18 protein-coding genes and 1 tRNA gene are annotated in these 23,817 nt (G+C 59.1%); 4 read left to right on the top strand and 15 right to left on the bottom strand.

Annotation, left to right across the window (positions count from 1 at the left end; translation table 11 throughout):
* The first annotated feature begins 42 nt into the window (after positions 1-42).
* The gene (locus tag CLAC_RS07100; protein WP_053412302.1) at positions 43-1,386 is read left to right on the top strand and encodes an IS256 family transposase; all 1,344 of its coding nucleotides are present in this window, start codon (positions 43-45) and stop codon (positions 1,384-1,386) included.
* A gap of 128 nt (positions 1,387-1,514) precedes the next feature.
* Here the strand turns inward: CLAC_RS07100 and CLAC_RS12340 are convergent, their stop codons facing one another.
* From CLAC_RS12340 to polA, 4 genes are all read right to left on the bottom strand, one after another.
* Positions 1,515-1,727 carry a helix-turn-helix transcriptional regulator gene (locus CLAC_RS12340; RefSeq protein WP_245621828.1) on the bottom strand — a complete coding sequence of 71 codons (213 nt, stop codon included), beginning with the start codon at positions 1,725-1,727 and terminating at the stop codon, positions 1,515-1,517.
* Positions 1,728-1,731: 4 nt separating this feature from the next.
* Positions 1,732-1,875, bottom strand: a complete 144-nt coding sequence (locus CLAC_RS12645; protein ID WP_156324796.1) for a hypothetical protein — start codon at positions 1,873-1,875, stop codon at positions 1,732-1,734.
* Positions 1,876-2,306: 431 nt separating this feature from the next.
* Positions 2,307-3,764: a 30S ribosomal protein S1 gene (gene rpsA, locus CLAC_RS07105; RefSeq protein WP_053412303.1), complete on the bottom strand. Its 1,458-nt coding sequence runs from the start codon at positions 3,762-3,764 to the stop codon at positions 2,307-2,309.
* A 296-nt stretch (positions 3,765-4,060) separates the two neighbouring features.
* Entirely contained in the window at positions 4,061-6,679 is a 2,619-nt protein-coding gene (gene polA, locus CLAC_RS07110; RefSeq protein ID WP_156324879.1) for a DNA polymerase I, read from the bottom strand.
* A gap of 411 nt (positions 6,680-7,090) precedes the next feature.
* Here polA and CLAC_RS07115 point away from each other — a divergent pair, with 411 nt between their 5' ends.
* From CLAC_RS07115 to CLAC_RS07125, 3 genes are all read left to right on the top strand, one after another.
* A complete protein-coding gene (locus CLAC_RS07115) occupies positions 7,091-7,681 on the top strand; it encodes a TetR/AcrR family transcriptional regulator (protein WP_053412305.1) in 591 nt (196 codons plus the stop codon).
* A gap of 64 nt (positions 7,682-7,745) precedes the next feature.
* Positions 7,746-8,711: a DUF368 domain-containing protein gene (locus CLAC_RS07120; protein ID WP_053412306.1), complete on the top strand. Its 966-nt coding sequence runs from the start codon at positions 7,746-7,748 to the stop codon at positions 8,709-8,711.
* Positions 8,712-8,759: 48 nt separating this feature from the next.
* Positions 8,760-8,833: transfer RNA gene (locus CLAC_RS07125), tRNA-Leu, on the top strand.
* A 281-nt stretch (positions 8,834-9,114) separates the two neighbouring features.
* On the opposite strand, the gene CLAC_RS07130 is transcribed toward CLAC_RS07125, so the two are convergent.
* The 11 genes from CLAC_RS07130 to CLAC_RS12650 all read right to left on the bottom strand — a co-directional run bounded on the left by CLAC_RS07130 (position 9,115) and on the right by CLAC_RS12650 (position 23,809).
* Positions 9,115-9,534: a hypothetical protein gene (locus CLAC_RS07130; protein ID WP_053412307.1), complete on the bottom strand. Its 420-nt coding sequence runs from the start codon at positions 9,532-9,534 to the stop codon at positions 9,115-9,117.
* A gap of 11 nt (positions 9,535-9,545) precedes the next feature.
* Positions 9,546-9,950 (bottom strand): hypothetical protein, encoded by a 405-nt coding sequence (locus tag CLAC_RS07135; protein WP_053412308.1) that lies wholly within the window; start codon positions 9,948-9,950, stop codon positions 9,546-9,548.
* Positions 9,951-9,953: 3 nt separating this feature from the next.
* Positions 9,954-10,319 (bottom strand): phage holin, encoded by a 366-nt coding sequence (locus tag CLAC_RS07140; protein ID WP_053412309.1) that lies wholly within the window; start codon positions 10,317-10,319, stop codon positions 9,954-9,956.
* A 73-nt stretch (positions 10,320-10,392) separates the two neighbouring features.
* Positions 10,393-11,835: a glycoside hydrolase domain-containing protein gene (locus CLAC_RS07145; RefSeq protein ID WP_053412310.1), complete on the bottom strand. Its 1,443-nt coding sequence runs from the start codon at positions 11,833-11,835 to the stop codon at positions 10,393-10,395.
* An 82-nt stretch (positions 11,836-11,917) separates the two neighbouring features.
* Positions 11,918-12,283, bottom strand: coding sequence for a hypothetical protein (locus CLAC_RS07150; RefSeq protein WP_053412311.1), 366 nt, complete (start codon positions 12,281-12,283; stop codon positions 11,918-11,920).
* Positions 12,284-12,286: 3 nt separating this feature from the next.
* On the bottom strand, positions 12,287-14,059 hold the full coding sequence (locus CLAC_RS07155) for a hypothetical protein (protein ID WP_053412312.1): 1,773 nt from the start codon (positions 14,057-14,059) through the stop codon (positions 12,287-12,289).
* A 3-nt stretch (positions 14,060-14,062) separates the two neighbouring features.
* Positions 14,063-14,833, bottom strand: a complete 771-nt coding sequence (locus CLAC_RS07160; RefSeq protein WP_169750330.1) for a hypothetical protein — start codon at positions 14,831-14,833, stop codon at positions 14,063-14,065.
* Positions 14,834-14,888: 55 nt separating this feature from the next.
* On the bottom strand, positions 14,889-15,281 hold the full coding sequence (locus CLAC_RS07165; RefSeq protein ID WP_156324798.1) for a phage gene 29 protein family protein: 393 nt from the start codon (positions 15,279-15,281) through the stop codon (positions 14,889-14,891).
* On the bottom strand, positions 15,281-16,942 hold the full coding sequence (locus CLAC_RS07170; protein WP_053412315.1) for a Gp37-like protein: 1,662 nt from the start codon (positions 16,940-16,942) through the stop codon (positions 15,281-15,283). The genes CLAC_RS07165 and CLAC_RS07170 overlap by 1 nt, the downstream gene beginning before the upstream one ends.
* Positions 16,933-18,036 carry a hypothetical protein gene (locus CLAC_RS07175; RefSeq protein WP_053412316.1) on the bottom strand — a complete coding sequence of 368 codons (1,104 nt, stop codon included), beginning with the start codon at positions 18,034-18,036 and terminating at the stop codon, positions 16,933-16,935. The genes CLAC_RS07170 and CLAC_RS07175 overlap by 10 nt, the downstream gene beginning before the upstream one ends.
* The gene (locus tag CLAC_RS12650; protein WP_053412317.1) at positions 18,026-23,809 is read right to left on the bottom strand and encodes an aggregation-promoting factor C-terminal-like domain-containing protein; all 5,784 of its coding nucleotides are present in this window, start codon (positions 23,807-23,809) and stop codon (positions 18,026-18,028) included. Before CLAC_RS12650 ends, CLAC_RS07175 begins: the two co-directional genes overlap by 11 nt.
* Positions 23,810-23,817 lie beyond the last annotated feature (8 nt).

Raw genomic sequence — 23,817 nt, forward strand, 5'->3', positions numbered from 1 at the left:
TTTGTGTGTGGGTACCTAACCCGCATAAGGAGATGGACCAGAATGACCACTGTGGCACGACGAAATCCGGCTGATAAGGCCAAGATTGATGCGATTGAAAAGAAGCTGCTTGCTAACCCTGAAATCGCGAAACTGATTGATGACCTAGGCACGTCTACAACGGATGCCAATGACTTGGTTCGCGGCATGCTACAAGCCTCGATTACCAGAGGCCTCAACGCTGAAATGGATGCCCACCTTGGCTACGAGTCTGGCGACAGGAGCACTAAAGCTGCTGCTGGAACAGACAATTACCGCAACGGCACCTACCCGAAAACCGTGGATTCTAACTACGGGCCAGTCACCGTTGATGTGCCTAGGGATCGGGCTGGCACATTCTTGCCAACTATGGTCCCTAAAGGCTCGAGGAGATTGACCGACGTTGATGACATGATCATCAGCTTGTATGCCGGTGGGATGACAATTAGGGATATCCAGCACCACATGGCAACTGCGATGCGTGTCGATATCTCTCATGAGACGATTTCTGCGGTTACTGACGCCATCCTTGATGAGGTCATAATCTGGCAAAACCGCCAGCTAGACGAGTTCTACCCGGTCATTTTCCTGGATGCGTTGCGCATTAAAGTCCGCGACGGTGGCCGAGTAGTCAACAAGTCCGCGTACATGGCAATCGGCGTGGATCTTGACGGTATCAAACACATTTTGGGATTGTGGATCGCCAAGGAAGAAGGCGCTTCATTTTGGGCGCAGGTATGCGCCAATCTTTCTAACCGTGGGGTCAACGACGTCTTTATCGTCTGCTGTGACGGGCTCAAAGGCCTACCAGAAGCAGTAGAGGCAACCTGGCCGAACTCGATGGTACAAACTTGTATCGTGCACCTGATTCGCGCAGCTAACCGGTGGGTAGCCTACGGGGATCGACGGGGCGTATCAGCCGCGTTGAAAAAGATTTACACCGCCGCAGACGAGCCCACAGCTCAGGCTGCCTTAGACGAATTTGAAGCCTCTGAATTGGGAGAAAAGTATCCACGCTCAGTCAAGGTGTGGCGTGATGCTTGGCAGCGTTTCGTACCGTTTCTGCAGTTCCCACCAGCAGCGAGAAAGGTAATCTATACGACGAATTCTATTGAGTCGTTTAACAATGAGCTGCGAAAAGCTACCCGCAACAGGGTGCAGTTCACCAACGATGAATCAGCGCTCAAGACGCTGTGGTTGATGATCTGCAACATCGAGGACAAACGAGCTGCAAAGAGGGCAAAGCAAAGCAAACGAGTCTCAGCTACAGCCGGCAGACTCATGGAAGGAGCCCGAGTTTCCGGCTGGAAACAAGCCATCAACCAAATGGCCGTTGCCTACCCCGACCGCTTCGACAAATACCTATAAACCTAACCCCGCACACAAACAACTTGACACGCTCTTTTTCTTCGGTGACACCGTAGCCATTATCGGTGAAACTCCTTTCAGATCAGAGCCTCACACACAAAATTCCTGACACTCTCGTTCTGCGTCGACTATCGGCTAGAGCGGGGGCGGTTCTTCGCCCATTCGATGACTTCGCTTTCCGCCCATAGGGCTGTCCGTGAATTGAGGTGTCGGGAGGGGGCCGGGGCTTGCCCACGCGAGACGTAGGACAGCCATGTTCTTAGCTGAACGCCGATGTGGTCCGCGCACTGGCGACCAATCCAGTACCGGTCGCCGGTGGTGGTATCTACTACTACAAGCATGGGGTTAATGGTTCCTGCGGTGGTTGCTGTAGGAGGTGGTTGCGATTGCGTAGGTGATACCGATTGCGAGTGCTGCCCACGCCCATGCTGTTGCGTTGGTGTAGATAAGGCAGGCGAAGACGAATGCGTAGAAGATGATGTCGCGCATTGGTGTTCTTCCTTTCTTGATTGAGGGGTATGGTTGGGAGGAACCCCCTCCCCGGATACTTTCTCTATCCGGGGGCGGGGTTCTTACTTTTTCTTCTTGATTTGCTTCCTTTCTGGCCTGTAGAGGATTAACTCGATTGTTCTGTTCGCTTCAGGTTGACGATGCTACAAAAACGACCCCTCATCAACCCAACCACAAACCAAGCGAGGTTGTTCTATGAATGAGGCAGAGTGGCACCGACCTATAGAGGCGTCTAATTAGCGGCGTTGGGTTAAATTGGTCGTGAGTAAATTTGGAGCCCCTCCCGAACTCAAATTCACCCGATTTTCAGTTTCACCAGAGGATGACACCCCAAAATACAGAAGAAGCCTCATACCCGCCCGAAGGCGAAGTATAAGGCTTAATTCAAGCGAGCGCCTATGCTCAGTGACTTAGTTGCCGGCCAGCTTCTCACGCAGAGCCGCAAGCTGCTCGTCGGAGGCCAGGGTACCACCTGCGTTGGCCTCTGCAGCCGGAGCAGCCGGGACGGCCTCGCCGGACTCGGAAGAGTAGTTCGACGCGGTTTCTGCAGCCTCTGCAGCAGCGGCACGGTGACGCTCGATCTGAGCGGTGTGCAGCTGGTGGTGACGCTCCGCCTCTGCGTAGCGAGCCTCCCACTCTGCGCGCTGGGTCTCGAAGCCTTCCATCCACTCGTTGGTCTCCGGGTCGAAGCCCTCCGGGAAGATGTAGTTACCCTGCTCATCGTAGGAGTCACCCATACCGTACTTGGTCGGGTCGAACTCTTCGGTGTAGTCTTCGTCAGCCTGCTTCAGGGACAGGGAGATACGACGACGCTCGAGGTCGATGTCGATGACCTTGACCATGACCTGCTCGTCGACGGAGACGATCTGATCCGGGACGTCGATGTGGCGGGAAGCCAGCTCGGAGATGTGAACCAGACCCTCGATACCCTCCTCGACGCGGACGAATGCACCGAACGGAACCAGCTTGGTGACCTTGCCCGGAACAATCTGGCCGATTGCGTGAGTGCGAGCAAAGACGCGCCACGGATCTTCCTGGGTCGCCTTCAGCGACAGGGAAACGCGCTCGCGGTTCAGGTCGACCTCGAGAACCTCGACGGTGACCTCGTCGCCAACCTGGACGACCTCGGACGGGTGGTCGATGTGCTTCCAGGACAGCTCGGAAACGTGAACCAGGCCGTCGACGCCGCCAAGATCGACGAAGGCGCCGAAGTTGACGATAGAGGAAACGACGCCCTTGCGGACCTGGCCCTTCTGCAGCTGGTGCAGGAACTCGGAGCGGACCTCAGACTGGGTCTGCTCGAGCCATGCGCGGCGGGACAGAACGACGTTGTTGCGGTTCTTGTCGAGCTCGATAATCTTAGCCTCGATCTCCTGGCCGATGTACGGCTGCAGATCGCGGACGCGACGCATTTCAACGAGGGAAGCCGGCAGGAAGCCACGCAGACCGATGTCGAGGATGAGGCCACCCTTGACAACCTCGATGACAGTACCGGTAACCGGCTCGTCGTTCTCCTTGAGCTGCTCGATGGTGCCCCAGGCACGCTCGTACTGAGCGCGCTTCTTGGACAGGATGAGGCGGCCTTCCTTGTCTTCCTTGGTCAGGACCAGCGCGTCGATCTCATCGCCAACTTCGACCACTTCATCAGGGTCGACATCGTGCTTGATGGACAGTTCGCGGGAAGGGATGACACCTTCAGTCTTGTAGCCGATGTCGAGAAGGACCTCGTCGCGGTCAACCTTCACGACGGTACCCTCAACGATGTCACCATCGTTGAAGTACTTCATCGTCGAGTCGACTGCGGCCAGGAAATCCTCAGCGGTGCCGATGTCGTTGATGGCAACCTGAGGGACGTTAGAGGTGGACATATAAGATGTGCTCCGAAGCGGATAGTAAATCGAAAAACGGACAATTTCGGCCTTGCCCCAGTCAAAAACCCCACGTCATTCGAGTCACATCCGCCCCCGGCTGGTACGCCATTGGATCTTAAGTAACCCGAACTTTGCGGAACCCTAGGCAGCAAAGTCGGCATGCTGATGCATACCGCGTGAACAATACCCGCTTGAGCTGCTGGATTCAAGTTCCACCCCGGCATCCCGCGCGTCGGCCATGCTCGAGCTCTAAGCCGTCGCCACAGGTATTCCTCACGTTTCAGGAGCAGCCATTAGTGCGCTGCCGCATCCCAATTCACTCCGGCACCAACAGAAACATCTAGAGGCACAAGAAGGTCCGCCGCCGCATCCATTTCCTGACGCAGAATTTGCTGCATCTTCTCTTCCTCACCGGATACGACCTCAACGACCAATTCGTCGTGAACCTGCAACAGGACTCGCGAACTCATCTTCTCACGGCGCAGCACATCATCAACCCGGAGCATCGCAATCTTAATGATGTCTGCGGCAGTGCCCTGGATCGGTGAGTTCAACGCCGCACGCTCCGCATTGTCGCGGGCGACCTTATTATCAGCGTTGAGATCCGGAAGGTACCTGCGTCGATCGAAGAGCGTCGCAGTAAACCCGTCCTTGCGCGCCTTATCCACCACCTTGTGCAGGTATTCGCGCACTCCGCCGAAACGCTCGAAGTAGTCCTCCATCAACGCCTTGGCTTCGCGCTGAGGAATATCGAGCTGTTGCGCCAGCCCAAATGCACTCAGACCGTAGGCCAGCCCGTAGCTCATCGCCTTAACGCGACGACGCAGCTCTGGCGTCACTTCGTCAATCCCCACGCCGAAGACCTTCGCGCCCACATAGTTATGAAGGTCCTCGCCGTTGCGGTAGGCCTCAATCAACCCGGGGTCCTGCGAAAGGTGCGCCATCACACGCATCTCAATCTGCGAGTAGTCCGCGGTCAGCAGCTCCGCGTAGCCCTCACCCACCACGAACGCCTCACGAATCCGGTGCCCAAACTCGGTACGCACCGGAATGTTCTGCAAATTCGGCTCAGTCGAAGACAGTCGCCCCGTCGCCGCCACCGTTTGATTAAACGTCGTATGGATGCGCCCGTCGTCGGCGACAGATTTAATGAGGCCCTCGACGGTCGACTTCATCTTCTGCGACTCACGGAATTTCAGCAGCATATCCAGGAACGGATGGGGGTTGACTTTCGCAAGCCCCTCGATCTCTTTCGCCGCCGTGGAGTAGCCAGTCTTAGTCTTCTTCGTCTTCGGCATTCCGAGCTGGTCGAATAGCACTTCTTGCAGCTGCTTCGGCGATCCGAGGTTTAGCTCTGGCTTGCCGACGAGGTCCCTCGCCTCCGCTTCCGCCCCATCAGTGGCGGCCTGCGCTTCCTTACGAAGATCCTCGAGCCTGTCGACATCTACTGCGATTCCCGCGCGTTCCATCCTCGCCAACACTGGAGCCAACGGAACCTCCAGGTCCGCATAGACCCCATAGAGTCCGGCCTCGTCCAGCTCGGTGGACATTGCCGCTGCGAGGTCGATAATCGCCGCGGCATGGGTCGCATCCTGGGCAGGTTCGTCCAGGAGCGTCAACTGCCCGTCGGCCTGCGAGAGAGTCCGACCCAGATGGCGCTGGGTTACGTTGTCAAGGGTGTAACTGCGCTGGCTAGGACGGAGCAAGTACGCCGCGAGGAAAGTGTCATGGATAACTCCGGCGAGATCCATATCGAACTTCCACAGCGAATGCATCGCGGACTTGCAATCATGCACCAGTTTCGGATGCACACCGGCTAGCCATGCCCGGAGAGCCTCCTCATCAGCCGGCGATAGCGAGTCCAATTCAAGGGCCACCGCCTTACCGGACTCATCCGCCGCACCGATAACAACGGTTCTCTCCCCGACATCCACCGCTGCCGGCTGCTGCAAACCTTCAAGCCAGGAACCGAGGGATCCGTCGACAAGCGAAACAACCTCAAGCTCAGTGGCGGAATCGCTCTGCGCGGCGGTGACCCCAGCCCCTTCAATGGAGAGGGTGCGGAAGACGCGCTCACGCAGGTTGTCACCAAACTCGAGGCGATCGAAGAAGTCGATGATTCCCTGCGCATCAGCCGGGCGGAGCTCCAGTTCATTCGGACCATAAGGCAGGGGAAGGTCCTTAACCATTTCGGTGATATCGCGATTGAGCTGCACGGCGGCGACGCGTTCGCGGAAATTATCGCCGGCCTTGCCTCGAATCTCGTCGGCGTGCTCAATGAGCGACTGCAGGCTGCCGTACTGAACAATCCACTTCGTCGCAGTCTTCTCGCCAACGCCGGGGATACCGGGGAGATTATCGGAGGGGTCGCCCCGAAGTGCAGCGAAGTCCGGGTATTGCGTTGGAGTGAGCCCGTACTTCTTCTCCACAGCCTCCGGCGTGAAGCGATGGAGAGTCGTCACGCCGCGCATTGGATACAGCACGGTCGTGGAGTCGTTGACCAACTGGAAGGAATCGCGATCGCCAGTGACGATGAGAGTTTCAAACCCCTCGGGCCTCGCCTGCGTGGCCAGGGTGGCGATAATGTCATCAGCCTCATAGTTGGCCTTCTCCAGGGTGACGATACCCATTTCCTTTAGAACCTGCTGGATCAGCGGAACCTGGCCGCGGAACTCCTCTGGAGTCTTTTCGCGCTGCGCCTTATATTCAGGGAACATCTCGTTGCGGAAAGTCTCACGCGCGACATCGAAGGCGACGGCGACGTGCGTGGGCTTCTCATCGCTCAGAATATTGGAGAGCATAGACAGGAAGCCGTAGACGGCGTTCGTGCACTGGCCGCCGGTAGTGGAGAAATTATCGGCCGGCAAGGCAAAGAAAGCACGAAAAGCCATGGAGTGGCCATCGATGAGCATGAGGGTCTTCTTCATGACTCCCCAGTGTAGGAAATAAGCGCCCACTTAAGGAGCCCAGCACCTCCGGCGCCACCGTAGGGGCAGTCCAAAATCTCGCGCTCAGACACGCCCAAAAGCCCTATAGAACCTTAGAATCTAGGAAAATATCCAACCAGAAAGACGAATACTTTTAGACATTTTTTCAAATTTATAGTATTGGATTTGATACCAGGTCATCCATAGCCGATTTCAAGCGGTTATTACACTACCTAGATTCATGTAAATCGTTCTTTAGTATTTCAATACTTTCAGCACGGGCGCCTTTCGTCTACCCCCAGAATAAGGCCACTATACAGGGTTTTCATGGCAATTTTGGCGCTCCGCTTGCGCCGATTAACAAAAACCACAGCGGATAGAATTAGACTCTTCGGCATGAGCGAGTTCGATAACAGCACCTTTAGGCGCAATGCGCAGTCCACACGGGAGCGCATTATCAAGGCGGCAGCAGCCCACTTTGCCCGCAAGCCACTCAACAGCGTGCCACTGAAGGAAATCGCCAACGACGCCGGTGTTAGCGCGCCACTGATTATCAAGTACTTCGGATCCAAGGAAGGCCTGCTCACCGAGCTCATCGACTTCTCCCACTTCGAAGGCAAGATCAGCCAGACTCCGTTCAATGAGATCGGTCGCACGATGGCGCAGACGGTCCTCCTCGGCCGGGGCCTCGACGGACAGTCCCTCCTCCCGCTAATCGTTGCATCGCTCGACTCCAAGTCGATTAGCGAGGTCGTCGCGCAGCGCTTCGAAGAAGCTGCCGGTGAGGAACTGATTGAGCGCATCCACAAGGATGCTCCTGGAGATGTCAGCAGCGAGACCGCGCGCCGTCGCGCCCAGCTGTCCGTCTCTCTCTGCGTCGGATACCTCGTACTGTCCGCCTCACAGCTCATTTCGGATGCCGAAATCAACCCGGTTTCCGTAGACATGATGGGCAACGCGCTCCAGCACATCATCGAGCACGCGTAACAAAGGCTCGCCACGCCCCCTCGCTTAAGCTTCTACACATCTAGCCCGTCTAAAATGACCGGCGATGTCTACTGAAAAAATGGGCGTGACCGGCCACGAGCCTCACACGAACCCCTATTCCGAAATTCCAAAGCCGACCCCTCTTGGGGTCGTCGCTAATGCAATTCGCGGTGGCCTAATCGGCCTTGCCGAGACCATCCCCGGAGTATCAGGCGGTACCGTTGCCCTGGTCACGGGAGTTTACGGTCGACTGATTGAGTCTGCGAAGAACATCACAGACCTCCCCAAAGCTGCTAAGGACGGACGCTTTTCTCAAGGTCTCCGCCGCATTGATTGGTGGCTTCTCGTTCCAGCGGCCGTCGGTATGCTCGCGGTTGTCTTCACAATGGCCGGGATTATGGAGAGCTTCGTCACCAACCAGCCTGTCGCCTCGCGAGCCCTGTTCATGGGCATGATTGCGGTTTCGGTGATTATCCCCTTCCAGGAAACCCGCCCCGGAGCCCTGCAGCAGCCCGGCATGAAGGCAAAAGCCGCAATCGTCTTTGCGGTGTTCGCCATTGCCCTGTTTGCCCTGACCTCCATGCCACAGGCCGAGCCCACCCAGCCGCCGCTATGGCTGGTACTGATCGCAGCATCGGTCGCAATCTGTGCACTGGTCTTGCCCGGCGTGTCCGGATCGTTTTTCTTGCTAGTTATCGGCCTCTACGCTCCGACGATGTCAGCCGTCCACAACCGCGATTTCGCCTACATCGGCACCTTCGCCGTGGGCGCGCTGATCGGAATCGTGCTCTTCGTCCGGTTTCTGGAATGGCTGCTCGACCACCATCACACCCTCACCCTCGTCGCAATGTCCGGCCTGATGCTCGGCTCCCTCCGTGCCCTGTGGCCGTGGCAGTCGGAATCCAACGAGCTCCAGGGAATCGGAAGCGACTGGCCTCTCGCACTGGGCCTGTTCATTCTCGGCGGCGCGATTGTCGGAGTTGTCGCCTATGCGCAGCATTATTTTTCTAAACGCGACTCCATCGACTAAGATTGCTTGAGTTACTTCAGGCGAGCTATTTTGCCGACGGTAACTTGCGCCCCTGTAGCCCAATTGGCAGAGGCAACGGATTCAAAACCCGTCCAGTGTGAGTTCGAGTCTCACCGGGGGCACTATTTGAGAAGCCGCTCTCACCTCGATATTTAGCGAGGTGGGGGCGGTTTTTTCATGGTTTTTTGGGCGCTGACTTTCACCCTCTTTCACTCTCTTTCACCGTCTTTTTGAGCCAAAAGTGAGCCAAAAGTGAGCCAAAAACGGCTCGTTCAATCCAGCAGTTCCGGCGTCTTTCTCATCTCGAACCTGTATGCGATTCTTTTTCGCTTGTTGGCATGAAAAAAGCGCCCCGCCGACCAACTATTAAAGAACTCTTAACAGTTGGCGTACGGGGCATACCTCACGCCTCATCTGCTTCAGACGCCTGCGGCGGATTCCTTGCCGTCGGCGACTGATACGACGCACGCACCACCGCCGCTAAATCCGCAATATCTGGCTCCGGAGGCGCAGTCTTACGGTCACTGCGCACCCAATCAACAAAGTCACGCAGCCAGCCAATCGCATCCTCCAGCGCGCGACGCAACTGATGCGTACGGTCCTCCTCGACCCTCAACAACACCTGCGTCGCCCGCAGCGCAGCCTCCACATCATCCAGTCGAGTCTCGAGCCGTGCGATGCGATCACCCTGCCGCTGCAAAAGGTCACCGTTGAACGTGACACTCGCTTCTTCCTTGCGCCCTTTAAGGCCAAGCCACGCAACAACAATGCCAACGATTGCTCCCGGGAGCGCTGCTAGGAGATCTGCCCAACCGAAGTCCATGAGAGACCTCCTTAGTGCTTGGCATAGTTTCGTCCCATGACTGCGCCCGACGCCATGGCGGTTGCGGCCAGCAGCGAGTAGTTCTTCGCGCTAATCCACATCCTCGACCCATCGACGACAGCATCAATCGCGAAGCTGATAGCCCACATCGCAAGTAGCGCCCCCACGATCGCGATCCCAATCGTCCGTGAAACACGCCCCACGGCGGCCCACCGGTCGGTTACGGGCGCCACCGCCCCGACGGCCAGCAGTGCTGCTGCGACCGCCCACGCGAACGCCGGTGAGCCGCTAGGCAGCACGGACTCCACCGGAGTAAGCGCACTAACGCTCTTGCCGTAGTAGCCTGCCGAGGTGGCTGCCGCGAACGTCGCCCACACGGCTGCAATAAGCCGTGGGCTAAACACCCGCCCTAACATGGCCTACTCCCCCGCCCGGTGCTCGCCGACGTACTCGCTGGCGTTGGTGGTGGCCGCCGCCGTCGTGATGCCCAGCACCGGCGCGATCACTGCTAGAAGCGCATCGAACTGCACCTCGCTGCCCCAACCCAGGTAGGTGCCGAGCACGCCAAGGGCAGCAGCAACACCGTAGAGCGCCTGGCGCCACGGGCTCGTAGAGTGCAGCAGCGCGAAGATGAGCGTGACCGTCGCGACCGCCACACCGGTGATGGCTGGCGCTGCGGCGCCGTCCAGGACACCCCAGGATACGAGCGCTGCGACCAGCGCGGACGCGACCGCGTACCAGGTCGCACGAGCCGACGCGGGAACAAGGTTACGGACAGAATTCATTTTTGCCTCCTATGGCTATAGAAAAAGCCCGCGCGACGATCACGCGGGCATGAAAAAGCACCCTCCCGGGTGCCTACTGTTCTTTCTTTTCGACCAACTCAAGCAGCCGGTCAAACTTCTTATCCAACGCCTCCAAGCGCTGCGCGTTGGCGTCAATCATCCTGCGGGACTCGAACACGCCCCGGTCGATATACATGATGTAATCCGCCAAAGGCGCAACATGCGTAGATCCCGGCACATGCGACTTGCATGGGGTATCCAGCGTCAGCGGTGCTTTCGGCACCGGGGCCGGTGGGATTGCTACCGCCGGGGCAGTTTTACCGGCGTTGATTTCCTTCGCCCTGGCGAGCACCACATCATAGGGGAACTCATAACCGGGGTCCCAATGGTCCGTGTTCCCCCACACCTGGGCTTCGAGGTGACCAGCGACACCGTGCTTGCCCGCGCCGAGTTCCTCACGCGTCAACTTCACTAGCGGGATGTCGTAGGTGCGTGCCCAATACGCGATGACACGCGCCGCGCCCTCCAGCATCTTTGGTTGCGCGAGCCACTCCGCGCGGGTCATTTTCGCCTGCGCCACGAGGGACACGTGGAGGGCGATGTCGTTGCCCTTGTTGCCCACCGACCAGGTTTGCCAATCATCAGTGTTCGCCAGCGTGATTTGGCCCGACGCATCCACCAGGCGGTGATAGGAGCCGGTACGAGTCCGCACCTGATAATCCAGGATATTTCGCGACGACGTGCCCGGTGTGTTCTCCGTCGTGTGGACGATGATGCGCTTCTTCGGCAGCGGCGTGGGGTTCCCGAATGGGATTAGGTGATGTAGGTCAATATCGACCGCGTTGTCAGCCACAGGGGCCTCCTTCTTTTTGTCTTGTGGGGGCGTGGTGGTTCCCGGTGCTGCTTGCCCCCAGTAGTCGTGCAGCACCTCGTTCACATCGACCTGGATTCCTTCGGGGCCGGTGACATTGTGGGTGCCCTGGTACAGCACGGCCTCCGGGGCGCGCTGCCCACCAGACCATGATTTGGTTTGCCACGCGAGCGCTTTTCCCCCGCCGAGGTCGGCTATCACCCCATCCTGATGCGCCCAGGCGATGACACGAGAGTGTCCGTAGATGCCGACGCGTTCACGTCCGAGTACTTCACAGGCCGCCTTGAAATATTCGACCGCCGTGGTGTTCCACTGGTCTAGGGTGATGTCGAAATCAACCGCGAAAAATACCGGGTAGCCGGTGCGGGCGATTGCTTTCAGTTGCTTGCCGGCGTTGGTTGCGTCGGCCAGGCCCCCTTCGCGCCCTCGCATAGCGTCAGGGCTGCTGGCCCCGCCGTATTGCCATACAAACGCCATATCTAGCGCTTGCGTTTTGAAGTTTTGGGCTTCCTCCGCCGTGGCTGGCTTGCCTTTCATCCACGCCTCGCGGGGTGGGCTGAGGTACCGCACCGCGCCCACATGACCCGCGTCACGGATTGCGCTCGCCGAGATGGGAGACACGCTGTAATCAAGAACAGTTCCCATGTTTATCATCCTTGCTTTTTGGGTATAAGAAAACCCCGCACAAAGCAGGGCTAAGAGTTCGGGTAGTGGTTCCTAGTTTGGGCTACCCGTAGACGGGGACTAGCAGCTCAACCACAGTTCTGTTTTTGATACCAATCTGTATTACATTTCCTTGAACCTCGATTATCCCGTACGGAGCTTCTGCGGAAATACTGCTTACAGGAAGCGATGCTGCACTCCCCCGCGCGCGAATACGCAAGTCACGCATGCCAACATACGGAGCGAGCTTTGTCTCTTCTCCGTTCAACGTTGCAACCTGGTCAATGTACCTAGCCCGGCTTGTAACTGCGGCGCCCACCTTATACCCAATAATCTTCCGGCTTGGCCAGACTTTCCTGGTGCCCGCGTATACAGCAGTGACCGCGCTACCTGCCACCCGAACAGTCGTCGCATTCTGCAAAATAGCCACTGGCTACTCCTCGATGTAAATCGTGTCCGAGCGAGACCCGGTGCCGCGGGCGATAGTACGGTAGTCGCTCGACGTGACTGCCGTTGACCGCAACGCCTCGACCTGACGTGTCAGTTTCTGTATCTCTGATTGGAGGCGGGAGATGAGGTCTGTGATGCTGACCCATTCGGAGCCTGACCGGGTTCCTTGCTCGACCATGAGGCGGCCTTTGACGGAGGTTTGGGTTCCTGAGCCGCCGATGGTGATGTTGCCTCGGTCGTCTACGGTGACGGCTTGGTTGTTGACCTTCCTCCACAGATTGTCCAGGGCGGTTGCAACACTTGTGCCGTTGTCTTGGGTGATTTCTGAGGCTTTATGCGTGTGCGACACGTTCGCTTTCGCGTCCAACTGCTTCTTCGTCACCGCATCCTGCGGCCCCACCGCGTCACCCACGCGCATAGTTCCCGTCTGCGTGCGCAGCGCCATCGTCAACGGAGTCGGGTTGTAGTCCGACTTCGACGAGGCCAGGTATGTTTTATCCGCGTACGCTTTCGTCACCGCGTCATCGTCTGCCTGTGGCGTCGCGACTTTCACCTGCCCACCTGTGGTGCGCTGGACGAGCGCATCAGCCACAACCGAAGCGCTCACCGTCTGCTTGTCCATCTTCTCCGCCAGGCCGGGGACTTTCACATCATCCCACGTGCCCCCGAGGTCGCCAGACAACTGCACCACGCCCGGCGCGATTGATGTCGCCCTCGGAAGGTCAGTTTGGGCTTTATCAGCGCGGGCTAGGGACTCGCGAACATCGGGGGCTAGTGTCTCCCTTGCCCAGCCTCCCTCTGGTGCGCCCTGCTTAGCCGACGCCGCCGCTTGCACCGCTTCATCCCGGGCTGTCTCGGAAGCTTGCTGTGCAGTAACGGCATTGACTCTCGCGCTCGTGGCTTGGGCCCGTGCGGCTTCTGATGCCTCCTGGGCTTCACCGGCGCGCACTGCCGCCGACTCAGCCCGAATCCGGTCGGCCTCCGAAGCGGCCGCGTAGCGTTTCGCATCCCGCACACCAGCCAGCACAATCTCCGCCTGGCCACGCGCTGCGTCAGCCGAACCCTGCGCATTCTGCTCTGACTGCGCTGCCGCCCGCGTGTATCCCGCCATCTCTCCACGGATACGCTCCGCAGTTGATACCGCCGCCGACGCCGCCGATTCCGCGGCGCGATCAGCATCAGACTTCGCAGACTCTGCCGACGAGGCAGCCTCACGAGCCGATACACCAGCAGCAGACTCCGACGCCACAGCCGCCTTCTGCGCCGCTTCAGCCCGAGCCGTCAGGTCCTCAAACTCGGGGCGCACAACACCAATAGCTGACTCCACTACCCGCGCCACCGACGCCTGCGCCGCAAGAGTCTCATCACGAGCCCGACCAGCAGCGGCCTCCGCACCAGACGCCCGTCCAGCCGCGGCTTCTGCCTTCGCTGCCGCTGCCCGAGCCGCCGTCACAACCTCCGGCGCATACTCGACTTCCCGGGTGAAGATATCCGCCAAACTATACGGGTCACGCTGATCTGGTAGGTCAAACTCCACCTCGGTGTACACGCCCGGCGCGATTACCTCGAGGACCATGCGACCGGGGTCAAGGTCTCGGGTGCGGAATCGGCCTGCCTCGAGAGTAATCTCTGTTACCTCCGGAGTGATGACGCCACTAGTCTGCCTGCCAGGCCGGAACTGCTTAGACCGAATCGTAACCTTTCCTTCGGTGGCCACCAACCCAACATCTTTAACATCGCCAATTAAGACTGTCATGATTTATCCCCTCTCATCCGGGATTTCAAATCTTGGGGTGTACGAGTCTTCCGCCCCGGTGTCGCCAACCCCGAGCTTGTTCGAAATGTGCTTAACGATAAGACGATTGTTAGCTGGTCCGCCGAGAATCTCCCGAGAGCCATGCACCCAAGAGATCTCAAGCCGGACGACATACCCCGGCTCGGGGACTACCACCGACGTGGTGACAGTGTTGGTAACCGGGCGCACCGAATCCTGCCGGCCAAACTGCTGCGAATACAAACGCCCTTGAGGGTCATAGGTGCGTACTACAACCTCGAACCAACCCGACCCGACGTGCAAGGCATTATCGCCTGCTGCAATCTGTGCCTGGATTGACCACAGCCCGTGTTCGAGCAGACGAACCCCTCCGTCAAAGGGCTCACACCCTGTGGCAGGGCCAAGCTGATGGTTAAACGGCATGCGCCCACTGTTCTGGTTAAACTGCAGGAACCCGCCTTTAGAATGCATGTAGAAATACCCGTAGTGCAGAAACGGGTTTAGCAAATCGAGGCGGTTCGTGATGGCTTTCTGCCCGTCCTGGAAGGCCTCAGCGGCCTTTTCCCACCCCGGCGGCTTCAACCCAGCAAAAATCTGCTGCAACGGTGCCACAATATTCGCTTTACCCCACTCATCAATACGAGCAAACAAATTCGACCGCACCGGATTCGTTAACCCTAGCAACTCATTCGCGGCCGCGGACTTCACCGTATCGAGCGTTACATTCTGCAAACCCCGGATAGCCGAAACCTCCAAAGTCCCCTTAGGTCGAGTAAACCCCGACGGGTCCTTCGGCAAAGGCCTATCGATATCACTTGAATCCACCATCCGACCCACCTCCTTGAAGCTTGTCAATCAACTGCTGCTTCTGCGCTGGAGTCATTTGCGCAATTGCTTCATCGACCGAGACTTGCTCACGAGCCGACAGCACCAACTCCGGCGTGACCCCGGGCTCATCTGCAGGCACCCACTGCCCACCCATCCCAATGAGCCCCTCGTCTCCGGTCGGGGGGATGTAGAAAATCATCTGCTTATCCGGGTGGTGACGGAACCCGGCGTCGTAAATGTGCCGCGCCCATGTGCGCAGTAGGCTTGGCGGCACGATCATCGGGGCGTCCATCATCCCGCCCATGTTCACGAGGGCCCAGACAACATGTTCGACGGGGTCATCTGAGTTCATGTTTTCCTGTAGAGGAAGTGTCATCACAAAAGTCCATTCTCTTTTTGGCCAGCTGCCAATTCCTTAATCTGGTTGATGGCCCATTCGACAGGGTCAATCTCCGGCCATGAGCCGATAGTCGCTTCCCACTCATGGGGCTTATCCGCAGCCCATGACAACCGCAGCGAAATGCATTGCGACACGTCGATGCGGCCCTCCCGCGCGCCCGGAATCTCAACACCAATACGGTCACCAAGGAAAAAGTGACCCCGTCCTTGATCTCCAATGAGGTACGGAGCGCCGTCGGCTATTTTGAACTCGTGAGACACCTTTTCCTTGGTGTCCCAGAACCCCTTCCGCAGCGCAAGCAACGACGACAGCGTGTAGGCCGAGTCGCCGCCAGTCTGGAAGTTCTCCATGTAGTGCCCCCACCCGAGCCGCCTCGTCCGAAGTGGCGAGCGGAACGACATGTACGCCAAAATGGTGTCCGAATACAACGGGTTCAGGGCGGTATCTACCACCGACCCTAAGCCGGGCTGCAGTATGAACGACCCTAAAATGTTGAAAATCAACTTGTTTGTGGCCGACATGAACTCGTTGATGCCCGGCATGCTCTTGCCACCCACCGTCACCTGCGCAACGGTAGCGGGCTTGTAGGAGTACGTCGTCGACACCGCAGTGTTGTATGGGGCATTAGTGCGGTACACCACCCACGGTGCCCGCGGTTTAGTGCCCAGCCACCCTCTGCGGTACTCCGCCCTATCCGGCGGCGCATCGGAAAGAAACCGCACCTCGTCGATAACATTATCCGCCGCCTCCAACGCGGTACGGGCCAAACCATGCGCCACCGTGCCACCGGTAGCGGTTTCCTCCCACCAACCACTCTTATCAACGATATCGACAATCAGCTGCCCATTTCGGTACAGCCCCGCACCTGGCCACGGCTGCGGGTCGCCCACCAACCACCGGCGGCACTCCACCATCAGGCGAGCCTCCGACAGAATCGGCACCGCGAGATCATGCCAATACGTCATCTTCGAATGCAGATACCGAATCGGCGAATCATCAAGCAAAACACTCTTCGGCTTCACCAACACCGGCCAATCCCGGTAATCAAAACCACGCACCCATGTACGAGGGTCCAGCGGGTCTTCCGGAAGCTGCCACAGAGAACCAAACTGCCTGAATAGGTTCGCGAAGAGGGTGACCTTGAGAATGTAGGCGGCCGGCCCAATGAGCTGCCACACCTTCGGAACCTGCAGACCAGACGGCGTAAATGGATTCGGCCAACACGCCAAATGCTTGAACTGCTCATAGTCATGAAGAAAGCTGACGGTAACCGTCCGCTCACCATCCTCGTTTTGCTCAGTGGTGCAATCATCCATGGTGCCACCCCACCGAGAACCGTCCTTGTCGATAGTCAGCACCACGTTTTCCTTGTCACGCCGCCACCACTGTAAGCACCATTGCGCGAGGTGATGATCCTCCGGAAAGACAATGGTCGCCGCACCAGTGTCGTTGACGATAACCTCCGCGTCACCGGAGTATTCCCCGGCGACGCGGCCGCGCAGCTCAAGACCCGTGTTTGTCGGCTCCCACAATCGCACCAACGGCGGCTCCCGGCGCAGACGCTCCCTCTTGCCACGCTGCGCCAAAGCCGCCGCCATGATCTGGTCATGCTCGTCTTGCCGTTTGCTTACCCCCATGGGTGACGCCACCTCCGCTCAAGATGAATCTGCGCCTCCGCCCCCGCGATATTGGTAATACGCCCATAGGTTTCCCGCAGGATTTTCGCGATGGCCTCTCCCGTAAACTCCGAAATCTGCTTTGACGTCAGCTCCGGAACCCAGTCCGGGCGGACACCCTGCATCCACTCAGATACGCGTCGGCCTATTTCCTCCGGTGTCAACGCCAGGAAATTCCGCAGCCCCATCGTGCCCACCAGTTGCTCGAGCTTTTGTGCGATCCAGGTGCGCACAGCAGGGTCGATAATCACCGGAATCAAAGGGAACGGGTCAACGCGGACCGGGATTTTGGTGTCCGGAGTAAATGGCGGAATCTGGTGCATGAAAAACTGCCCGTTCATCAGTTCCCATAAGGGCTCACCATTCGACGTAATCAGCTCTTGTATCGGATCGGTGTCCACCAGGGCAGTCGACCCCGTCGCCTGGAATGGAATCCATACAACACGGTCCTGGTCATGTGACTGCCCAATAGGGATGTCACCTAAGCCGAATTTGGCAGGCGAGGTGAGCGTCCACTTCGGCCAGACCGGAACATCTGTCGGATTGTTGACCGTCACGGAGCCGGAAAACCAGTTCGACCCGTCGAAAGTGAACGTGTCCGTGTAGATGACCGGGTCAACCCAGTATGGGTTGTGCGCGATCAGCACGAATTTTTTCACCATAATCCCCTGTGAGAATGGGTCTAACCCATCTTCGAACTGTGGATGTTCCTCGAGGCGGACTCGCAGGTGGCGCTCCCCTGACTGTTCAGTACGGACCACCAGGGTCGCGTCAGCTGTCGGCGAGAATGCGCGGCGGAACCGCGACTCCCACCGCTGCCAATCCGTATCGAAGAACCCTACGCGGAGGACAACATGCCGCTCGAGGTCTCGGGCTCCCAGGAACGACGAGCCGGGCTGTCCCACGCGGGCTTTATGCGCCGTCGCCAGCGGCGCATCGTAGAAGTCGCCGAGCGCGCCCTCCAGCAGGCGAACCTGCGGGTGCTCCCCACGACCATGGATGGGCCATTTGGACCCATCTACGCCGTGAACAACTAGTTGATAGTTATCGTGCACCGATTGCTCCCTTACTTCTCTTCGCCTGCTCGCGGCGCATATCGGAGTACATGCCCTCACGAGACTGCGCGTAGAAATTGAACGTGTCCCCACCCGCGCCCGCGGCGCCGCCCACAGGCTGCGGCACCGGAGGAACCAGGGCGCTTAGCACCGCAGGGGGAAGAAATGACTCAGCCTGAGCCGTCAGGTCACCCACCAAAGGCGAGTGAATCAACCCGGATAGTTCCTGGAACGGGGACTTCAACGTCGTCCCGACAAGTTCCTTTCCGTACTGCTCGAAAGCGTTCGTCACTCCCCACGCCACTTCGCCCGCGTACCACGACGCAGCGTTAGTAGCCAGGTCGCCTCCGCTTGCAAGCGGGGCAGCCAGCATCCCCAAACCAGGAATCTCCGCCCCAAGAGCACCCAGGCCCGAGGTGGCGGCACTAGTCACTGCGCTACCGGCAGCCCCTACCGCGGACGTGGTCAGCATCTTCGCGGTATCCGCGAGGCTGACCTGATCCATCAGCATTGGAAGGGCCTTGTCAACGACGCTTGACGTCGCGCCGTCCTCTGGGGCAGGCGGCTGCTGGATTTCTACATGCCCCTCCGGTTGCTGGTCGGCAGGCGCCGCCTGCTTTTCAGCATCGGACAACATCGGCAACTTCGTGTACACCAGGTCTTCGAAGGCCTTGGTCTGCTCGGGAGATAGCACCCGCTCGGGCTTGAGCGTGTTCTTGAGCATATGACCAATACCGCTCGCCCGACCACCACGGTCATACCAATTGTTGGCTTGCCAGAACTCTTGCGCCTTGACAGGAGACCCGTACCGGTCCTCGATATACCGAGCCCCGGCCTCCGCCTGCTCAGCCGGATCAGCAGACCGCGACGGCAAATACTCCTGCAGCGTGCCCGAGGCTGGATTCAACTGGAACAGGCCAAAAGCCCCCGATGACGGGTTAGTAGCATTCGGGTCCCAATTCGACTCGTGCGACACGATGAAATCAATCGCGTCCCACTCCGCGCCCGTATCCCATCCGCGAGCCGAAAGCGCCGTCTTCACCGCTGATTTCACATCTTCAGGGGCGGAAAGGTCTTCCTGCCCCTGCAGGGTCTCCGCATCAGGCTGAGCAGGCTCCGTACTCGCCACGTTTGAGTCCGCGCCAGATACCTCGCTCGACTCTGCTTCAGCAACAGTCTCGCCGGCATCGACGATTGCCTGGTCCGCTTTCGCAAACTCTTGCTCTGTCTGATTCGGCTTAGTCGCCTGCTGGAACCACTGCTGCCCTGCTCTGATGATTGGCGGCAACTCGTTCGGGATTCCCAGCACACCGAGCACGTCAGCGACCTGCCCACCAACTAAAGCGGCAACGACAGAGCCGCTAAGATCCGACCAGGTCGACGCGCCACCACCAGACACAACGGTCTCAGCTTTATCCGATAGCGGCACCATCTGCTTGTCACCGTCAGAACGGCGCGCATTGCCGATACCGCCACTAGGAACCGGAGAGCCGCTAGTGCCGTAGGTCAGGGACTCGGTTGAGGACGTCGAATTAATCGTTGGAATCCACGCGTGGTGCGTGAACTGCGGATCATCCCACGCTGCAGCGCCGCGGCCAATCGCGCCGCCACCATTGCCTCCACCCATTTCGATGTTTGTGCCATCAGGTAGGGTGCCGGAGGTGTGGCCAAACTGTCCGCCGCCGTTGTCGTACCAGCCGATTCGGAAGGTTCCCGATGGGCCAGGGCCGATATTCGCGCCGTTAGACCGCAGCCAGTTCAGCTGGGTTACCGTCGAGAATTTCCGGCCGTAAGGGTCGAGCCCCAAGCCGAACGCGGCCAAGTGCCCCTGAGTAGATGAGCAGTCACCCCATTCACGATCAGCTGGGCTGTTCGTGTACGGGGCACCGTCGAGACTCCGGTTCATTTGGTAGCCGCGCGACGGCAGCCCCATAGCGAAGTCCTTCAGCTCCCGCGCCGTGACGACACCGCCATCAGCATAGCCAGGGAGCTGACCCTTGAATTCCGCCAACCGCGGGTCATCACGGTTAATAGCGTCAAGCAGCCCGTTGTACTTCGACGACGAACGACGGTTAATAACCCACTCGCCCGCATCCACGCGAGCTGTGGGCATGCCCGCCGCGTCGACGCCCAAGATGCCATCAGTAGTGTGCGAGCCCGGCGCGCCGACGGGCAGGCGCCCGCCGGTCGCGTAGCCTCCGACAACACCGCCGGCTGCGCGTCCTTCTGAAGTGAATACGTCCTTGATGGACCGTACGACGCTCATTCCGACGGACAGGGCTTTGCCTGACCAATCAGCCCATAGGCCTCTAAGCCAGCGATCTGCCTCCACGACTCCGTCGTGAATGCCATCGTTGTTGAGGTCAGCAACAGGCGTAGGTCGCTCGGACGCAAGGTCGAACACCTTCGATAATGCGATTTGCTGTTCGGTCGAAAGCTGGTCGATGTTCATGTTCGCCGCTGGGGTCGGAGTCTGCCCATCGAGGAGTCCGACCTTTTGCAGCGCTTCAATCTGCCGAGCATCAAGTTGGCTGATGTCCATGTTCGCCAACGGAGTCGGACGTGCCAGGTCCACAACATTGAGCTGATACTTAGCCGCCTCCGCTGTCAGAAACAGCCCAGACGCATCAAGATGCGCCGCCGGGCGAATATCCATCGACGACAGTCCTTGCGCAGACTGCGCAAAGAAATCCAGATTAAGCCTCGCCTGCTCAGTATCTGCATGCACCATGACATCCTTAGACCCGGGAATTTCCTGGATCTTAAGGCCCATCAGTTCGAGGTTGTGGCGTACCGACTCGGTCGGAGCGGTAATTTTGACGTCCTTGCCCGGAGGAACCGCCTGCAGCGCTGTGTTCACAGAGCTGATCTGTTTAACCGACTCCTGCTCTCCGGAGACTCGGACCTTGATGGTCTTGTCTCGCAGCGACGCATCCAGTTTTTCCAAATCGCCTTGATCGTCAACCGTGACCTTCGCCGTGCCCTGCTTTTCGTCGAACTCTTCGACCTTGAAGCCCAGCTTCGTCAGCTCATCGGCGGCTTCCTTCGTTGCGACGTTGACCCTGGCGGTTACAGGCTCTCCGGAGAAGTTATTGAACTTCTCCTTCACGCCTTGCAGCGACGCCAGTGCCTCGTCGGAAGTCAGAGCGACCGTAGTTTCAAGCTGTGAGGGAGTCAGCCTGTAGGTGTCCAGCATCAGCTGGTACTCCTGCTCAGTCATGTTTGACTGTTCGGCAACCTTCCTCAAGGATTCTTCAGTACGTGCGAACACCTCAGCCGCCGGTTCGCCCGCTCCAACCGCGTCACGCATCGCGTCACCGATGCGCATCACCGCGTCATGTGCCTCCGCGCCTGCGGTCGTCGTCGTGTCGAACGCGCCGGATGCGGCCAGCGCAGCCCCAGCAAGCTGGTCCATCTGCTGCGAGACAGAATCGATGACACCTGTGAGCTCTGCGTTAGCCTCGGCGGCAGTGAGTTCAACTCCAGCTAGCTCCATGAACGCACGGTTGAGTTTATTCGCTCGGTCTCCAGCGGTTCCGGCCTGCTCTGCAATATCTTTCAGCGCCGCAGACATGGTCGCGCCTGCTGGGCCCATTTCGCGGGCTCTGGCGACCGACTGCTCGATCTCGCGCCGTGCGTGTGCCAACTCATCAGCCGCCCAACGGCCGCTTTCTCCAGAGCCCCGCAGGTTCTGCATGAGCCGCTGGTATTCCGGGCCACCGTTGGCAACAATCTGGTTCACATCCGACATGGAGTAGCCCATGTCGCTCAGCGATGTTTCCAGTTGGTTGTACGCTGCACCAGTGTTCTTTGCGAGCAGCGCCGCCTTCATGTTGGTGTCTGTCTGGAGGACTCCCCATTGATACATCCACCCGGAGGCCTGTTCACCTACAGCCATGAAGTCGGTCAGCTCGGCTTTAGCAAGCTTTGTTGCCGCGGCAAGACCCTGTTCGTTGAGCGCTCCCGTAGTGCCAGCAACTGCTTCTTTGAGTTCACGCTGGGCAGACGAGACCTCACGGGACTTCGCGGCCAGCTGCTTTTGGACTTCCTCCGCCTTCGCTGACTCATTCCGGAAAGTGGTCACAGCAATCGCGGCGCCAGTGAATGCCAAGCCCCAGGGCCCGCCGAGCGCACCGACCAAACCGGAAATACCAGACTTGAGGACGCCAAGACCACCAGCTGCAAGGCCCTTCGCAGCCGCCCCCATCTTCGCAGTGGATGCTACGAAGCTGTGGCCCGCCTGCTGCGCCATGAAATCGATAGAGGTGAACGCAGACTTCGACTGCAGCGCGTTAGCCTTAGCGGCCGCAGCCGCGGTCTTGTGTGCTGCAGAGACCTGCATCAGCCCGGCGGAGGCGTTCGTGTAACCGCGGCCCATCGCCTGCAGCGCCGAGTTCGATGATGTCCCCGCGTACTGCATTGCCGCGGAGAAGCGACTGATTTCCTGCCCGGATGCCTGGTAGTAGGCGCGGATATCTGCCACGCCCGCCCGAAGGTTCGACAGAGCTTCGCGCTGTGGCTTGACAGCATCCGTAACCTTACCGAGCAATCCAGGCACGGTCTTGAAACCAGTCCAGGCGGCAACTGCTGCGGTGACGAGACCTGGGTGCGACTCCATAATCCCTGCGATGGACTCGAGGGTTGGAGCCAGTGCGCTGGCTACCGCGCCGACGGCCTCCAAGGTCGTGAGAAATACCTGCCAAGTGCCGATACCGAGTGCTGCGGAAGCTTTACCGAGAGATACTCCGATGCTGGCAATAGTTGGGGCTAGTTCGACTGCGGTCTGGCCTAGTGATGCCAAGACCTGCCCGGTTCGAGCGACAGTCGACGAGTCCCGAAAGGCTTCGAACGCGCCCTTGGCTTCACGGCCGAAAGACTGGAGTGCGGGGACGGCGGTCGAGGTTAGCCACCCGTCGAAGCGCTGCATGACGGGCTTCATCCGCCCATCCATTGCGTCCAGAGCGGAGGTGACGCCGTTGATACCGCCCGCGGCGCGGGTAAACAGCGGCCCGGCTAAGGTCGCACCCAAGCGGCCCGCGGCGGCGCCCATGTTCCGTAGCGCACCCTGCACCGTGTTACCGGCCTCGAGCGCAGCTCCGCCCATACCGCGGCGCATGGCGCGCTCGAAAGTGGCGAAATCAATCTCGCCCTTGGTGACCATGTCACTAATTTCGGCTGACGTTTTTCCGGTTTCCTCGGCCAAGAGCTGCAGCACTGGCACGCCACGGGAGAGCAACTGCATCATGTCATCGCCCTGCAGCTTGCCGCGCGCCGCGACTGACCCGAAGATGGTGCCCATCTCGCCCATGGTCGCGCCTGCGATAGTGGCGGTGTCACCCACCGTCTTGAGGACCTGCTCGAGTTCCTTACCCGGCTTGATACCAGCAGCGACCAGGCCAGCCGCTGACGACGCCGCTTCCTCCAGGCCAAACGCCGTGCCCTTCACGGAGGACAGAGAATCCTCCATAATACTGCCCACGGATTTGGCGGAGTGCCCCAGGCCCTTGAGCTTCGCCTGCGCCTGCTCAATCGAGTTCAGACGGCCGAGGCCCTTAGTCAGCCCAGCGCCCAATGCGGCACCAGCGGCCGCACCAACCCCCAGTGCCGTCTTCTTGACCACGCCACCCATGGCAGCCGTGAGCTTCGAGCCCATCGCCTTGCCTGACTTGTCGGCAGTCGACTCCACCGACCCCAATGCCTTCGCCACACCCGGCGCGACCTTCGATGTTTCCGGCACGATAGACAGGTATGCGGTTGCCAGCTCGATTGCCATGATGTCCT

This window comes from Corynebacterium lactis RW2-5, assembly GCF_001274895.1.
In the GTDB taxonomy this organism is placed as follows: domain Bacteria; phylum Actinomycetota; class Actinomycetes; order Mycobacteriales; family Mycobacteriaceae; genus Corynebacterium; species Corynebacterium lactis.

Coding starts and splice junctions, on each gene's coding strand:
- CLAC_RS07100 (WP_053412302.1), top strand. CDS start 43: ATGACCACTGTGGCACGACGAAATCCGGCTGATAAGGCCAAGATTGAT.
- CLAC_RS12340 (WP_245621828.1), bottom strand. CDS start 1,727: ATGCTTGTAGTAGTAGATACCACCACCGGCGACCGGTACTGGATTGGT.
- CLAC_RS12645 (WP_156324796.1), bottom strand. CDS start 1,875: ATGCGCGACATCATCTTCTACGCATTCGTCTTCGCCTGCCTTATCTAC.
- rpsA (WP_053412303.1), bottom strand. CDS start 3,764: ATGTCCACCTCTAACGTCCCTCAGGTTGCCATCAACGACATCGGCACC.
- polA (WP_156324879.1), bottom strand. CDS start 6,679: ATGCTCATCGATGGCCACTCCATGGCTTTTCGTGCTTTCTTTGCCTTG.
- CLAC_RS07115 (WP_053412305.1), top strand. CDS start 7,091: ATGAGCGAGTTCGATAACAGCACCTTTAGGCGCAATGCGCAGTCCACA.
- CLAC_RS07120 (WP_053412306.1), top strand. CDS start 7,746: ATGTCTACTGAAAAAATGGGCGTGACCGGCCACGAGCCTCACACGAAC.
- CLAC_RS07130 (WP_053412307.1), bottom strand. CDS start 9,534: ATGGACTTCGGTTGGGCAGATCTCCTAGCAGCGCTCCCGGGAGCAATC.
- CLAC_RS07135 (WP_053412308.1), bottom strand. CDS start 9,950: ATGTTAGGGCGGGTGTTTAGCCCACGGCTTATTGCAGCCGTGTGGGCG.
- CLAC_RS07140 (WP_053412309.1), bottom strand. CDS start 10,319: ATGAATTCTGTCCGTAACCTTGTTCCCGCGTCGGCTCGTGCGACCTGG.
- CLAC_RS07145 (WP_053412310.1), bottom strand. CDS start 11,835: ATGGGAACTGTTCTTGATTACAGCGTGTCTCCCATCTCGGCGAGCGCA.
- CLAC_RS07155 (WP_053412312.1), bottom strand. CDS start 14,059: ATGACAGTCTTAATTGGCGATGTTAAAGATGTTGGGTTGGTGGCCACC.
- CLAC_RS07165 (WP_156324798.1), bottom strand. CDS start 15,281: ATGACACTTCCTCTACAGGAAAACATGAACTCAGATGACCCCGTCGAA.
- CLAC_RS07170 (WP_053412315.1), bottom strand. CDS start 16,942: ATGGGGGTAAGCAAACGGCAAGACGAGCATGACCAGATCATGGCGGCG.
- CLAC_RS12650 (WP_053412317.1), bottom strand. CDS start 23,809: ATGGCAATCGAGCTGGCAACCGCATACCTGTCTATCGTGCCGGAAACA.